Here is a 14538-nt window from a genome sequence, read left to right as displayed (position 1 = left end):
CCTACAAAGCTGTCAGTCAGTCGCGGCGGCAATGCCATCAGACGCGATCAGCTGCGAGGAAGCGCGCGAAAGACCTGCCCCGCGAATTGAGCCTGGCGCTTCCGATCCCGGGTTAAGGCTTGGTCCATTTGTCGCGTCTTCGATCGAGGCCTTCGACTCATCGACGTCTGATGATTTCGCTACTTTGCGCGAGAGCCAGTCGCTGTTGCTCAAGGTACAGAGCGCATAGGCTTTCATCGGGAGCAGGAGGAAGATGTTGATAGGCGTGTGCAGCGAGAAGCCGATAAATCGAAGCTCGCCGGCACGAAGGGCCGCCACGCTGCATCGAACCATGGTCATCGCGACGATGGTCAGACCGGTCCACCAGGGCACGGTGCCGGTGAGCGCGAGCTGAGCGAGCGCGGCAATCGATGAGATGGCGAGCAGCAGCGGCCCGAGGTTCTGTCCGAGCACGTCGAGCGTAAGGTACCGGTCCAGGCCGGGCAACAGGTGCAAACCCAGCAGCGTATCGCGGTAAGTGCTCCGCGCCCAGCGGAGCTGTTGCCGCAGATAGGGCAAGAGCCTGTCCGGGACCACCGTGGCGGCGATGGCGTCCGGAACGTACTCGGTTCGAAACCCTGCCTTGAGCATGAGGATCGTCAGATGGCGGTCCTCACCGAAGTCGCTCGGCTTTCCTCGGAAGAACTGCGTCTCGTACTGGTCCAGCAGCAACAGCAGCGCGGAGCGGCGGTACATGGCACACGGCCCGCAGCAGCACATGACGGCACCAAAGCGCGTCTGAGCCGCGCGCTCCTCGTTGCAAGCCAACCAGTACTCCATGTCGATCAATCGGGTCAGCCAGCTGTCGTTCCGGTTGCTGGCCATCAATTGCCCCATGGCCGCGCCGACGGCTGGATCCTGCATCTTGCGTACGAGTTTGCTGACCACGTCGCTGGCGATTTCCGTATCGGAATCGACGTTGAGCACGAGATCGCCGAACGACCGGCGTATCGCTGCGATCTGCGCCTTACGCTTTCCAACGTTACTTGGCAGCAGAATGACGGTGAACCTCGGGTCATACGCGTAGCTCCCATGGACCGGGGCCACTGCAGCGACATTTGCAGAGCCGTCATCGACCACATACACCTGCAATCGCCCTGGGTAATCCTGGCTTGCGAGAGATTTCAGGCAGGCCGCCAGCGTGCGCGGATCCTCGTTGAAGCAGGGCACGATGATATCCACGCTGGGCAGAGCTGCGCTCTCGACGAGGTCGTACGGCGGCAGTGAGGCGTCGGTTCGCAGCGCATAAAGCGCCTGCGCGGTCTTATGGACGCTGGAGAGCAACGCGTAGGAGGCAACAGCAGCGGTGCTGATGGTGGCAAGCAGGCTCATGTGATTTGATCTATTCAGTGAGTTTGAGGAAGCGACCGGATTGCAAATCCAAGGTCATGCAGTGCTGGAATGAGCTGGGCGAGCGCCGTCACGGTCTGGTCGCGCCGACTAGAGTGAGGGCAGCGTTTCAACTCGTCGGGAGGGCACCCGTCGTGCAGGAGCACGATTGCTCCCGGCCGGACCGAGGCCAGCACCGCGGCAACAATCGCCTCGCCGCCAGGACGAGACCAGTCTTGCGGGTCCACTGACCAGTGCAGGGCTGCCAGTTCGGCCTTCGCCGACACGGCGAGGGCCTCCTTGGTCCAAGTCCCATACGGCGCACGCATGTGCCGCACAGAGGCTCGCGGGCAGGCCATTCCGATGACCTTGTTCGTCGTTAGGATCTCGTATTCCACCTCATCCGGCATGCATTTGGATAAATCCGGGTGCGTCATTGTGTGGTTTGCGAGTTCGTGGCCTTCTGCAATGATGCGCTGGATCAGCTCCGGCTGGCCCGCTGCATATGCACCAATCACGCAGAAAGTGGCGGGGGCCCGATGCTGCGCCAGCACATCCAGGATAGCCGGCGTGCAATGCGGGTTGGGACCATCATCAAACGTCAGATAGACACAGCGCTCTCCGCCCGAGTCGGCGCAGTCGCTCCGCGCTTCAGTCTCGTTGTCTGCGGACGTCACAGTTCTGGCCCGTTCCGTTCAATCATCTCACCGGCCGGCCATTCGCTCATTGGCCTCGCAATCGGCAGAACGAGGCCGACCACGTCCTCCACGCGCGTCGGAGGCACAGTGAGATAGATATCCGGACGAGCGGACCGGACACGGAGCCCTGGCAGAACAGTCGCTAATCCCTGTCGCCCGAGCAGCCTGGTAATATGTTTCTGCAGGGCAGATCGGACCGTGCCAAAACCGAACGGCACCCCAAGATCTCGCAATACGGGATACATCACGCGGATGGAGTGGCTGATGCCGAGCCCCTCGAGATCCGGGCGCACCCCGTACAATCCGAGTTCAGCCACAAGCAGATCGACCTCACCCACTTTTATGAAGCGGCGCAGTGCGCCGATGTGAATCGCAACACCACGATCATCGTAGCCGATTGCGCGAATCTCAGGCCTTGCGCCGGCCCAGCTTCGATGACCTTCAAAGGGCTTTGCATTGAATGCCCCGGTCGGACCATAGGTCTTCCGGAAGAAGTCGGACAACTCAATATGGTCAGCAAGTTGAAGCTCATTCTCCCAGCACAGCCTCCAACGAACTGGAGGGCGCGCCGAAGCACCTCGTGTGGATCCGGGCGCGATCATTTTCATAGAGAGTAATTCCTATTCATTATCTGGCTCCTGACGCACGCCAGCAGTTCGCTACGCTCGAAAGGCTTGCTCAAAAACTGGAGTCCAGTTTGCAGGACTCGCCTCATATCGTTTTCGAAGCTGTCTGTGAGCAGAACGGTGGGAATCGCGCGTCCGGATGCAGCCAGATGATGGAAAAGCTCAAAGCCACTCATCACGCTCGACTGCATGTCCGCGATCAAGCACGACGTGATCAAACGGCGGCCCGATTTCAAGAACTCGTCTGCGCTCTCGAAGGGTTCGGGTACGTAACCCGCCGAAAAAACCATATCTGTCAGATCTTCACGCACTGACCGATCTGCATTCACAATGGATACGACGTCGAGCGTGTGCGCAACTCGCATCAGATTCACGAAGGACGGCTTCGCTTGCATGTTCGGCACGATTTCTCCGCAGCAAGGACGCAATCGGATGCGACCAAAACACATTTGGCACCCGCAACCGAAGGGGTCCAACTGGAGGGAAATCTACGGTCAGGTTAAGCGTTCGCTCAATTCTACAGCGGTACACGGCCGGTATAGAATGGGTTGGCGAAGCCATACGATGGTTTGCTCGTCCTATACGCCCACGCACATTTGCGGATCCCCACCGTGCTAGCTCGCCGAGATAGGACTTGCGCAACACGCGCGAAACTGCGACCGCACGGTCCAGATGTCTTGATCGATCCCTGGCGCTGGGCTGAGACGCGCTACGATTTGTAACCATTCTGATAGATCTGGCATCTCGCTAAACTATCCTTTGCTATCCTCAGTCGGTACAAATGGTAAAATCGATTGTATCGATAGAACACATTCACACGGTGGATCACTCAAGATTATGCGTTTCAAGGGCCTCGATCTGAATCTCCTCGTCGCGTTCGACGCCCTGGTGACGCAAGGCAATCTCACGGCGGCGGCAAGAAGCATCAACCTCAGTCAACCTGCCATGAGTGCTGCCGTCGCGCGGCTTCGCACTTACTTTCGCGATGAGCTATTCACGATGAGGGGTCGGAAGCTTGTCCCAACGCCGCGGGCTCAAGCGCTCGCAGCCCCAATTCGCGAGGCTCTCGCTCACATTCAGCTCTCCATCATTTCTCCGGAGGGCTTCACTCCGTCTCAATCGAATCGGCGATTCAGGATCATCCTGTCCGACTTCATGACTGTCGTGTTTCTTCGAAGAATCGTGGACCGCGTCGCGCGGGAAGCTCCGACGATCAATTTCGAGTTGCTGCCGCCCTTAGAAGAACCCGATGAACTTCTCCGGCGCGGTGAAGTCGATTTTCTCATGTATCCGGAGATGTTCATGTCGAGTGCGCATCCCAAGGCGGCACTGTTCGAGGACACGTTCGTTTGCGTGGGCTGCCCCATGAACAAGCAGCTGGCGCCGCGACTTACGTTCGAGAAGTACATGTCGATCGGGCACGTGGAAGCCCGGTTCGGGGGCTCCCTGAGGCCCTCCTTTCACGAATGGCTCTTGCTCGAGCATGGTTTCAAGATACGCACCGAGGTCGCAGTGCAGGGTTTTGGTATGATTCCGCCTATGTTATTGGGCACCAACCGTATAGCGAGTATGCCCTCAAGACTGGTCAGCCATTTCGCAGACACGATGCCCCTGCGGGTCATCGAACCTCCGCTGCGACTTCTCACATTCACCGAGGCCGTCCAGTGGCCGGCCATTCATAATACTGATCCTGCAAGCATTTGGATGCGCAACATGTTCTTGCAAGAGGCATCCATGATGGTCTCTCCGTCCGAGACCAACCAATGTCACGGCCCGTTCTAGCATTGTTCGGCCGTTTGCGATCTAATCTCGGTTAACCAGATCTACGCCAGGCTCGAGGCTCCGGTCCTCGCTGGTGTTCGGATTGGCGCGTTTGAGCGTAGTTTGATCGGGTCGGCCGCGCTCTTGATCTCGCGCTGGCGTGACGATCTTGCGCTTCATACAGCTCGTTCGGCGGCGCTCCGCCTGACTTGCCTGACACGACGGCTGCATCGCACTGTTCTACATGAGCTGAGGCTCAGAGCTCGCGAAATGATCCGGCCAGTCAGATGAACGAAATCAGGCCTTGGCACTAAAATCCCTCGAATCGTACACCGCGTCAGGTTGTAGACTAAGACCTGCGATCGAGGCTGCAAACGTGGACACTGGCAGGCACCCACACCGCTCTTAACCTGCCGGTGGGCATTCTCCTTGCCGTCTACTCTCCCGGTGAACGCAGCAGCAATGCCAAAGCACCACATCGGATCGGTGGGTGCAGGTCATCCTTTCGGATCGCGACAGTGGTGTTATTCGAGAGTGTCGTGGCGCGTCGCGCGCGGGATGCCGCCGCCGTTGGTCCCGAGTTGCGGCCACTCACCGCTGACCTCGAAGAGCTACTTCGGTGCGGTAACATGATTTGCCAATCTTACCCAAAGCATCTATGTCCAGCGCTCGCACACCAAAGCGATACTGTTCGAGAATGAAAGTGAGTGAGCTTCTGGACGAGCAAGGGACTGTGCTGCGCAACACTGATCCGGCTCACGTCTGGATATGCGAGTTATTGCTGTAGGAGCTATGGCACGTCGTTGTTTCCCGGCGCGCCCGCGCGGCGCCGGGGGCGTGTTGCCCGTTTTGAGTGTGCCTCCACGTCCGACGGATATCGGAGCGATCCTTCGAGGCTCCGTCCTCAATCGCGAGTAACGCTTCGCCAACCGCGCGAGGTGCGCTCGCGTTGAGATACATGCCGGAAATGGTTTTGCGGCCCGCCTTCTCTCATTATACTGGCGCTTTGCGTCGCAGACTTTCGCCGTTGAAGAGCAGCCATCATCTTGTGGCATTCCAAAACCCGATGTTGCCATGCGCGAACAACGCCTTCGCGGCCACAAAGCCATCAACAGACTAGCAGCGCGTCGAAAACGCTGCTAGGTGCCGAGCGGGCGGCCGCGCCACCCATCTGATCAGATCAGTACTTTGTCTGGGCAGCCGTTCGTGAAGCTGTGTCTCAAGAGCAAGCGGGGTGGCATGTACCTGCTTTCGCTTCGCGTGGCGATCAGACAGCAAATGGCCGCTGCTGCGCCAGCATCCAGCGGAAATTGCACAGTTTCGGTCAGGCAGTGTTGGACAAAAGGGAAGTAAACGCCGTGTTGCACAACGGCACCACACGAACGCACCTGTCACATTCTTTCGCGCACGTCGCCGCTCCGTCTTCTTTTTGCCCTACCACAGCCAAACGGCTTCCCCACGTGCAGCGAAGGTGCCGCAATGAAAGGAGCATACTGTTGGAGAAGCCGAGCGGAGTCTACGACCCGGAGGATCTCGCGAGCTTGGGAAACCTTTTTGATCGAGCAATCGGGTCTTTACCGACATGCATGCGAACCGGCGAGAATCGCGTAGCGATCGCCAGACTTGTGATGCAACGCGCAGCGAGGGACGAATTGGCGTCGCTGGCGAACTTGATGCTTGCACTTGTCTCGGCTGATTGATTAACAGCATGCGCTCAGTGCTCCTGGGGTTCGCAGCGAGAGACCATCATCTAGATCATTGAAATCACTTGATTCTCACGTGACGTCAGGTTGTAGGCTTGCAAATTGAGGACCATGACAAAAGCCACACCACGACGGCGCCGATGGCGCATTGGAGAACTTGCAGAGGCGACCGGCGTAACGGTACGCACTCTGCATCATTACGAACATACGGGGTTGTTGACGGTCGCGGAACGTACCGGTGGCGGTCACCGCATGTACGATCGTGAAAGCCTACAACGCGTCTGTCAGATACGGGCGCTACGTGAGCTGGGCTTCTCGCTTCCTGAGATCCGCAAAGCCATCGAGGGACGGTCGTCTCTCACGGACCTATTGCGCAACCATCTCGAGCGAATTGAAATTCAAGTCGCGCGGGCGACATTATTACGGGATCGATTGCGCAATATGACGACGCAAGGTGAGACAGAAGTTAGTGTCGACGAGCTACCGGCCACGTTAGATGCAATGTCGCGGATTCAGGAACGTACCCCCTCGGCCATCTGCACATGCGCCTCTAACGCTAGCCGCGAAGATCGGTGGCGCAAGATTCGGGACGAGCTACGAAGCTGCATGGATCGGGGCGAGCCGCCATGCGGTGAGCGACCAAATGCGGTCGCGCGTCAGGCCCGTTCGCTGCTGACTGAGATCGCAGGAGTTGATTCGACTGTCTCGATGATACTGAAGGTGCTGACGCGATTGACTGAACCACACAATCTCGCCGGCTGGGATGCGAGCCTCATGCGATACCTGGATCTCGCCCTCGCCGCGCTGGAGAGCCAGCTCGGAACGAGTTGACGCACCCGGCTGCCGGACTCGGTTGCTCAAATGTCTCTAACTGAATGAGCTGATGCTGATCCTTGTCTGACTGAGGATCGTTGGCCCGTAGCAATTCGCCTGCGAATGTGCGTTGTCGACACCCTGGGAACTTTCGCTCTGCCAACCTCGACGAGCACGCTTCGAAGTACTTGATCCGTACGTAGCGTCAAATTGTACCTTCTAAAAGTATCGACGCAGCGGCGGGGCGACCTACAGAGCGCCGGCTACGCCGATGGAGACTCCAATGATCTGCACCACTTTTGGAAGTTCCCGGTGAGAGCGCTGGGCGAGAACAATTCGGTGGATGACCGTCTTTGGCCATTGCCGGCGACTCCGGCACGCTCCTTTACCTCCATGCCGCACTCGACGAAGAATGCTGCAGGGGCAGCCGATGTCGCCAAGCTCAAGGCTTCAAGCCAATCTGCTGCAGGTTGCAGGCTACGCTTATGCCCCAGTTCAAGCATGGGCAGGCTCGGTCAGACGGGCGGGCACCGTCGATGCCACGCGGGTCGCTGCGGCCGAACCTCGGGCTCAATCGAAAGGGCCATTGCCACGGTTCGATTCGACTCCAAGGGAGACAATGCCGCCCCTGGGTCCATCGATTACCGCTGGCCCGATAATCCGTCGAAGGGGTCGCGCAGACCTGGCCGCCCGCACCAACACCGCACGGAGCGTTGAATGATGAACCATCCTAGGCCTCGCGATTGCGCGCTGGTCACGTGCGTCGCAGTCGCCGCAGTCGCGGCATTTCTCGCCCTCGCGGCAATGCTATCACAGCTGTCGTACGCGCCCGAACGGCCGCCCGAAGAGTACGTTCCCATTCGTCTGGTACCACTGGAGTGAGCATCACTTCCACAATCGTAAGGCCGACGAACATCAGTGGCTTCTTCCACCTAGTGACACTGATGCGCACCTCGCTCTCGGGAGTGAGCTGCCATGACCTCTTTAGAAGGAACGTAGCTTGTGGCAACATGTCAGGCGTGCGCAGTCTGTCTGCGGATTACGAGTTCAAGCCACGTTAGCCGCGCTGTTCGGCCGAGTGGACGTGGCGTTTCCTCCCCTCTTAAAACAGGTATTCGCCGGGATAACGCCGTGCGCCCGCCTGATCCGCACTGATCGCTGCCGGACTTTGAGCCGGACTCTGATCCGGTGCGGCGCTTAGATCTGAGCCCGCCTGTGGCACCCACCCTCACATTCATGCACGCCTTGCGCTTCCCGGCTCCGAATACGGGGCGCGCATCAGGTAGGCTCGATGAAGGCCGTCAACTGCTCTCGTCGACGAAAGGGAGAACATCAAATTGGATACAAAACTGCAAAATATGCTTTCCTCGCTCTCGCCGGTGGCTCGCGAATTGGATGCTCTGCCGTCCGGGCGGCCTACGCGCGACAATACTTCCGTGAAACTGAATACGAATGAGAACCCATTTCCTTTGCCAGCCATCGTGATGCGAAGCGCAATTGCAGCTCTTGAGGTGCAATACCGCTATCCAGAAGATGACAATATCAGCTTGAGGCAAGCGGCCGCAGCGGCGTACGGGATTGCCACTGATCGCGTGATGGCTGGCAATGGATCGTCTGAACTCCTCAGTCTCATTTACAGAGCCTTTCTTGCCCCGGGCGACAGCATCGCAATGATGTCGCCCGGCTTCTCATTCAATCGCAAGCTTGCCATGTTGCAAGGGGCTCGGTTCATTGAAATTCCCTGGTCTGAACCCGACTGCTTGCCGATGGACGAGCTGCTTTTCGGTCCGGCTAAACATGCCAAGTTCATTCTGCTGGCCAATCCGAACAATCCGACCGGAACCTTCGTTCCGGTCGCTGAGATCGAGCGCCTCGTTACACGGTCTGACCGATTGATCGTATTGGACGAAGCTTATGTCGATTTCGCACCTGAGGACGGCCTACGCCTCATTGAGCGCCATTCGAATCTTCTGGTCCTGCGCACGCTTTCCAAGAGTCATTCCGCCGCTGGCATTCGCGTCGGCTTCGGTTTCGGCCATCCCGAGCTGATTGGGCGGCTTCGCAACATCCAGAATGTTTTTAACATGAATGTGGTCGCTCATGCCGTAGGCATGAGCGTCCTTGCGCATCGCGACGCCTACGAGGAGAACCATCGCCACGTCAGGTCTGAGCGTCAGCGCGTAGCGGCCGCCCTCTCGGAATTTGGGTTCTCCGTAACGCCTTCCCACGCGAACTTCCTCCTCGCCCGTGTGCCGGTAGGCCAGGGTGGCAGATGGTGGCAGGCGGCGTTGCAAGACCAGAGCGTCCTCGTCGCCTTCTTTCCGGATCCCGGCCTGGAAGAGTGCATTCGGGTTAGCATCGGTACAAAGCGCCAGATGGATGCGTTTCTTGCGGCTGTCGGCAGCATTCTTAAGAAAGTGGGATGCCGTGGCTAGTGAACCCTTCCACTCAGGTCACAGATCCCCGTTCGTCATCGAACAGGACCCGCACATGATGCAGCTTCGCGACCGGCCTCAGTCAGTTGTTGTCCGGTCGGCGCATTGCGAGCTGCTGAGAACGGCTTCGCAGCATATGCACGCCAGCGAGCGCTTCTTGAACCCCAAAAACCTAGCGGACTCCGGTCCTCTCTATAGGAGATAACTGAGTGAGAAACGTTCTTCCCTCAAACCTGACCTGCGGCATTTTTGATCATCTTGACGAGGATGGTCCCGATATCGCCAGGCAATACGCGGACCGCCTCGCGCTGGCGGAGGCCTACGACCGGCTCGGTTTCTATGCCTATCATCTGGCAGAGCATCATTGCACCCCCCACGGACGCGGTCCATCGCCGAACTTGTTTCTGTCAAGCGTCATACAACGCACACGGCGACTTCGCGTTGGTCCGTTGGTCATGCTGCTCAACCTCTACCACCCGTTGCGGGCATTCGAGGAGATCTGCATGTTGGATCACCTGAGCAGCGGCAGAGTCGAGGTCGGCCTTGGTCGCGGCTCCCTCCCGATCGAACTGAGCTATTTTGGGGTTGGAGCCGATGTTGCCTCTAGCCGTTACGAGGAAGCTTCCCAAATCTTCGTTAACGCGATGAATGGCGGCCCGCTCTCGTACAAAGGGCAACATTTTGCGCTGAGCGACGTTCCTTTGACGCTTTCACCTCACCAGCGTCCTTGTCCCCCGACATGGATTGCTACAAATCGGCCAGAGTCCGCGCATTGGGCGGCGGCGAATGGCGCTAATCTGGCGTGCATGGGACCCTCTTCTGCCGTTCGCAAAGTAACAGATCGCTATCGCGCTCATGGAAACGCGAAGTATGACACCAACGGTTCAGCACCATTTCTCGCATTACTCCGCATGGTCGTAATTGCCAGCTCTGAAGCAGCCGCCCGCTCCCTCGCCGCGCCAGCCTACGAAACCTGGCTCAAGAGCTTTAAGTTCTTGTACGACCTCAATGACATCCCGCCTCCATCCAACCTGCCCCTAACCTTGGATGCCGCAATTGAGAGTGAACTGTGCGTTGTCGGATCCCGCGCTTCGGTGCGCCAAACTCTTCTCGATCACGTGGAAGAGGCAGGCGCCAACTATCTCCTTTGTCAGCTCGCCTTTGGATCTCTGTCACTGGATGCCTGCCTCAACACAGCAACTGCGATTCACTCCGAGCTCATGGCGGCGGAGCACTGATGGTGAGCCGATTCCAAGCAGTTCGCCCTTGACCATGCAATAAATGGCAACACCGAGGCCCATGAGCACCGCAGCCGGATGCATTTGTCAGGCCGCTCTTATGGCTCAAGTGGCTCTTACGCGCATGAGACCCTTTCGACTACATCACCAAGGTGTAGTCTCGACGGCAATAAATGCCGCGTCTCCCATTTTGCATGTGTTGATATTGCCCGCGCAGTGGTTTGCTTGGCCAGGTGAGTTGGCTCACGCTCATCCCGCTTTGGCGCACCAGTTCGTCGATCGCATTTCACACGAATCCAAGATGTGGCTTATCGCACGGGCGGGCCTGTCGTGACGCGGTCCCCGCAGCGCTTCGACCAGATGGACGAGATCGCGCGTAAGCTCGAGATCGTGCTGGCGGAGTTGGCTTCGCTGCGCATTCTGCTGGCTGCGCACGGAATTAGCACCCCTCCGCCTCTGCATGAGGACTACCTCACTGTTCAGCGATACGCAGCGATGAACCACATAAGCCCCGAAGGGGTGCTCTCTCGGATCCGCCGCGGCAAGCTGCGCGCGGAGAAGCGCGGTGGCCGCTGGTGGGTGAAATGCACGGTTTGCACAGCATAGCCGTGCAGTGGCGAGGACAGTTATGGTAGCCGAAACGAACCAATCCGAGATACGGAATCCAGCACGTGAAAATGATCTGCGCGTTTAAGTTGCCGCCCTTTCTGCGCTCGACCCGATGACCAATGGAGAATCAAGAGATGATCGAGGTCAACGTGGCGCACGACCAACACACCGTCGCGGGATCGGTAGGCTCGATGTCGATGCACCCAGGCAATCACAAAACGCGCGCGTGGCAGAAGTCCAACTCCGATGCCGCTGCATGTATTGTGGCAAATGGGAAGCGGCGCATACCCTCCGTTTTGCACGTGAGCCACCGCACGCTACCGAGTTACGGCTTGGAGCGCAGGAAAGAGAAGTGCCTTGCTCGCAAATCGCACCTTGCGAGTTCCGCTGAGCATATCTTGAACGTCCGTCTCACGCGGGCTGGGGTGTAGCAGCCGACATGTATCCCAGTCATTCGCCTGTTCAGGGTCGCCTCGCGCGCCGGTGCGAGACGCGGACAGGTCTAATTTCGCTGGGATAGTCCGAGATTCAGGCTGGAGAAGGAGATGGCCAATGATGTCACCAAGGCTAATGTCAGTTCTCGGGTCGACGGTAGCAGTCGAGCGTATATTTTGGAAATTTCGAGAATTGATTGATGGCGATAGCGCGATCTCACCTGAAGTTCGAGAGACGCTTCATGTAATCCTAGATGCAAAGCTTCTTTCCGCAAAAGATAAGATTATGAGCGACGCGCGCGCTGCGATTGACGCAACTCCTGATTTGCCGCAGGCGGCCCGCGATCGAGCATACCGGTCGCTCGACTTTGCAATGAAGATGTTCATGACCAGTGAACCGCGCCGCGCTGAGGATCCCTTTAACGAAGTTGGTATCTGCAGCGCTCATCCCAAGACGCGTTGATGCAGGACCCGCTCCAGCGATCGGCGCCTCACTGCCGCCGTACGACCCGGTCAAGACCGGTGCTTTGCCCAGCGTGGATGTCGTCGTGCCCTGCTTCAACGAGGGACCGGCGTGCGCTTGCCGCCTGCCTGAGGTCTCTCGCAAGCCAGGGCTTCCGGCAGTTCTGCTCCGCCGCCGCTCCGAGTTCCCGCACGCCGTGGTTCCTAATGCGGCATTCGGCCTTGCTCAAGCAAGGAACTGCCGATCTGCCACAAGAGGGCGAACGCCGGGCGCCGTCAGTTCGTCGAGCACAAAATCGGGAGGCGGCGTGGAGGGCACGCGCGTGCAGTCAGTCCCAACAGCGCGGTGCAAGGTACGACTGCTGGCCGATTTGACCCGAGACACTGACGGTGACGACGGCGAGCCGGCCGTTCACGGATGATCGGATCGGCAGCCGTGTATTCGCGACCGGCCCTGGACCTTGCAACGTACGTTTGTGTGATCTTAGCATGCGCGGAAGCCATTGCCGGACCGAATTCTAACAAGCGCTAGTGCACACCATCGACAAGGAGCACCTTTCACTCTCCTGCGGCATCTACGCCGGTTCAATGCCCGTGTCCATCTGCACTGGGCCAGAAGGCTGATCCAGAGCCACCGCACGACTTCGAATTTCATCTCGCGCAGGATCAGCGCCGCATTGACCGCCGAATTGAAATCTCTCAACTCGCCTACCTAAACCGAGAGGTTTCCAAGGTTAGGCTCTCCTCCTAGAACTCGATCCGCGATAGTCACTACAGCGGATGCATCATGAAACCTGACGAGCGCCTCGCCGAGGTCCTGGAGAATAGCGCGTGTTTTGATCATGAGGCATCGGAGGTGTGGGCGCAGTGCCTCTCACCCACTGAGCGGCTGGCGTATATTCGAAAGCATCGCTCTCACTTCCGGTTCGCAGATTACGATGACGTGATATCTGTTATACGGGGTCGGCGCTTCACCGGTTGCTCATCGCAGCTCCTTCGGTGGCGTCACAGGATAAGAGCAAGGGCGTTGCAAGGCGCTTTGCTCTTTTCGGTTGCGGTGTGGCTGGGCCTCGTGTGGGTTGCGGTGCGCTTCATCCGCTGAGATCAGCAGCTCGCTTTTCGCCGAGGCCACGCAATCTGGTTCGCACGCGAAAGAGCATTGCGAAGCGTGATCCGCAACGCCGCAACCTGACGCAGGGTTCGGTTCAAGCATTCCTTTCCGACGAAATGTTGCGGTGCAGCTACAGCTATCCGTGCGGATGTTGTTAAGACGCGCGAGGCTCGGGGCACTCAAGACATGAGAGTAGAAATGAAGAACTTGTTGCTCGCGACTGCAAGCATTGTGGCGCTCGGCGCGATTGCGCCCGCATTCGGCGCGGATCTGGCTGCGCAGCCCGTCCAGCCTCTCTATGGCAAAGCTCCGCAGCTTGTTGCGGCTATGATCTATGACTGGAGCGGCTACTACGTCGGCTTGAACGGCGGCTTGGGCTCAAGCGCGAATTGCTGGGACTTCAATGGCGGCACACCTGAGGGCTGCCATGATGCGACCGGCGGTACTGTGGGTGGCCAGATCGGGTATCGAAGGCAGACGGGCCAGATCGTGCTTGGTGTTGAAGGCCAGGGGAACTGGGCTGGTTTGACCGGCTCGAATGACAGCGTCGCGTTTGCGGATATCAACCAGACCAAGATTGATGCGTTCGGCCTGATAACAGGGCAGATCGGTTATGCCGTAGACAACGTAGTATTTTACGCCAAAGGTGGTGCCGCAGTGACGAGCAATACCTATCAGATTAGCTCGACCCTCACGGGCGCGCAGCTTGGGAAGAGCGACCACATTCTTTGGGGTGGTGCGCTGGGAGCTGGGATTGAGTACGGTTTCGCGCCGAGCTGGTCGGTCAGCCTCGAGTACGACCACCTATTCATGCAGCCCGGAGCGGTGCACTTCGCCGCGCCCGCAGGCGGAACCGATCGCGTCCGCCAGGATTTCGATCTTCTGACTGCCCGGCTCAATTATAAGTTCGGCGGCCCGTTTCTTCTGAAATATTGATCAGCAGTACGAACGAAGAATCGGAAGCCCCGGCCCATGGCCGGGGCTTGTTTTTGCAAGGGCAGGCTTGCTGCATCAAGCAATACCGTTATCCCAGGCGACTAGCTTGCCGCAATCCAGGCCCAAAAACCGCTCCCATATTGATGGGTATCGGCATCCACAACCAAGCACGCTTGCGAAGATCACTGTGATCGCACGCGCGTCATCGATGCGCCGAATGGTCTACCGTCATGGCCAGTCCATGTGTAAGCGCTTAGCCGCAACCCTATTGAGGCTGGCTTGACGTTTTGCGGAATCGCCACGGCATGAGGTCTTCGATGCGGCTATGGGGATGGCCGTCGATG

Annotated in this window: 11 protein-coding genes; 7 read left to right on the top strand and 4 right to left on the bottom strand. The window is 58.5% G+C overall.

Annotated features, from left to right (window positions below):
- Positions 1-12: 12 nt before the first annotated feature.
- Genes nodC through IVB42_RS28515 form a run of 4 tightly spaced genes read right to left on the bottom strand, consistent with a single transcriptional unit; the run spans position 13 to position 3087 of the window.
- Positions 13-1371, bottom strand: coding sequence for a chitooligosaccharide synthase NodC (gene nodC / locus IVB42_RS28530; RefSeq protein ID WP_018455476.1), 1359 nt, complete (start codon positions 1369-1371; stop codon positions 13-15).
- Positions 1372-1385: 14 nt separating this feature from the next.
- On the bottom strand, positions 1386-2045 hold the full coding sequence (gene nodB, locus IVB42_RS28525; RefSeq protein WP_018455475.1) for a chitooligosaccharide deacetylase NodB: 660 nt from the start codon (positions 2043-2045) through the stop codon (positions 1386-1388).
- Positions 2042-2674 carry a NodA family N-acyltransferase gene (locus tag IVB42_RS28520; protein WP_018455474.1) on the bottom strand — a complete coding sequence of 211 codons (633 nt, stop codon included), beginning with the start codon at positions 2672-2674 and terminating at the stop codon, positions 2042-2044. Before IVB42_RS28520 ends, nodB begins: the two co-directional genes overlap by 4 nt.
- Positions 2671-3087: a response regulator gene (locus tag IVB42_RS28515; RefSeq protein ID WP_247289263.1), complete on the bottom strand. Its 417-nt coding sequence runs from the start codon at positions 3085-3087 to the stop codon at positions 2671-2673. The genes IVB42_RS28520 and IVB42_RS28515 overlap by 4 nt, the downstream gene beginning before the upstream one ends.
- Positions 3088-3529: 442 nt before the next feature.
- Between IVB42_RS28515 and IVB42_RS28510 the strand changes: the two genes are divergently transcribed.
- The 7 genes from IVB42_RS28510 to IVB42_RS28480 all read left to right on the top strand — a co-directional run bounded on the left by IVB42_RS28510 (position 3530) and on the right by IVB42_RS28480 (position 14194).
- Complete coding sequence (locus IVB42_RS28510) at positions 3530-4474, top strand: LysR family transcriptional regulator (protein ID WP_018455472.1); 945 nt, start codon at positions 3530-3532, stop codon at positions 4472-4474.
- A gap of 1793 nt (positions 4475-6267) precedes the next feature.
- Positions 6268-6987, top strand: coding sequence for a MerR family transcriptional regulator (locus IVB42_RS28505; RefSeq protein WP_026232958.1), 720 nt, complete (start codon positions 6268-6270; stop codon positions 6985-6987).
- Positions 6988-8327: 1340 nt separating this feature from the next.
- A complete protein-coding gene (hisC, locus tag IVB42_RS28500) occupies positions 8328-9404 on the top strand; it encodes a histidinol-phosphate transaminase (RefSeq protein WP_198293360.1) in 1077 nt (358 codons plus the stop codon).
- A gap of 209 nt (positions 9405-9613) precedes the next feature.
- The gene (locus tag IVB42_RS28495; protein WP_039799450.1) at positions 9614-10642 is read left to right on the top strand and encodes an LLM class flavin-dependent oxidoreductase; all 1029 of its coding nucleotides are present in this window, start codon (positions 9614-9616) and stop codon (positions 10640-10642) included.
- Between the two features lie 330 nt (positions 10643-10972).
- Positions 10973-11248 carry a hypothetical protein gene (locus IVB42_RS28490; protein ID WP_026232955.1) on the top strand — a complete coding sequence of 92 codons (276 nt, stop codon included), beginning with the start codon at positions 10973-10975 and terminating at the stop codon, positions 11246-11248.
- 555 nt (positions 11249-11803) lie between these two features.
- The gene (locus IVB42_RS28485; protein WP_247289248.1) at positions 11804-12148 is read left to right on the top strand and encodes a hypothetical protein; all 345 of its coding nucleotides are present in this window, start codon (positions 11804-11806) and stop codon (positions 12146-12148) included.
- Positions 12149-13456: 1308 nt separating this feature from the next.
- Complete coding sequence (locus tag IVB42_RS28480; protein ID WP_247471476.1) at positions 13457-14194, top strand: outer membrane beta-barrel protein; 738 nt, start codon at positions 13457-13459, stop codon at positions 14192-14194.
- Positions 14195-14538: the final 344 nt, after the last annotated feature.

Origin of the sequence: Bradyrhizobium sp. 45, from assembly GCF_023073155.1 — a bacterium.
Taxonomy (GTDB): domain Bacteria; phylum Pseudomonadota; class Alphaproteobacteria; order Rhizobiales; family Xanthobacteraceae; genus Bradyrhizobium; species Bradyrhizobium canariense_D.
This window is presented reverse-complemented; position numbering and strand designations above follow the sequence as displayed.

Bases quoted from the DNA above. Each gene is read 5' to 3' on its own strand.
- nodC (WP_018455476.1), bottom strand. From the start codon at position 1,371: ATGAGCCTGCTTGCCACCATCAGCACCGCTGCTGTTGCCTCCTACGCG.
- IVB42_RS28520 (WP_018455474.1), bottom strand. From the start codon at position 2,674: ATGAAAATGATCGCGCCCGGATCCACACGAGGTGCTTCGGCGCGCCCT.
- IVB42_RS28515 (WP_247289263.1), bottom strand. From the start codon at position 3,087: ATGCAAGCGAAGCCGTCCTTCGTGAATCTGATGCGAGTTGCGCACACG.
- IVB42_RS28510 (WP_018455472.1), top strand. From the start codon at position 3,530: ATGCGTTTCAAGGGCCTCGATCTGAATCTCCTCGTCGCGTTCGACGCC.
- IVB42_RS28505 (WP_026232958.1), top strand. From the start codon at position 6,268: ATGACAAAAGCCACACCACGACGGCGCCGATGGCGCATTGGAGAACTT.
- hisC (WP_198293360.1), top strand. From the start codon at position 8,328: ATGCTTTCCTCGCTCTCGCCGGTGGCTCGCGAATTGGATGCTCTGCCG.
- IVB42_RS28485 (WP_247289248.1), top strand. From the start codon at position 11,804: ATGATGTCACCAAGGCTAATGTCAGTTCTCGGGTCGACGGTAGCAGTC.
- IVB42_RS28480 (WP_247471476.1), top strand. From the start codon at position 13,457: ATGAAGAACTTGTTGCTCGCGACTGCAAGCATTGTGGCGCTCGGCGCG.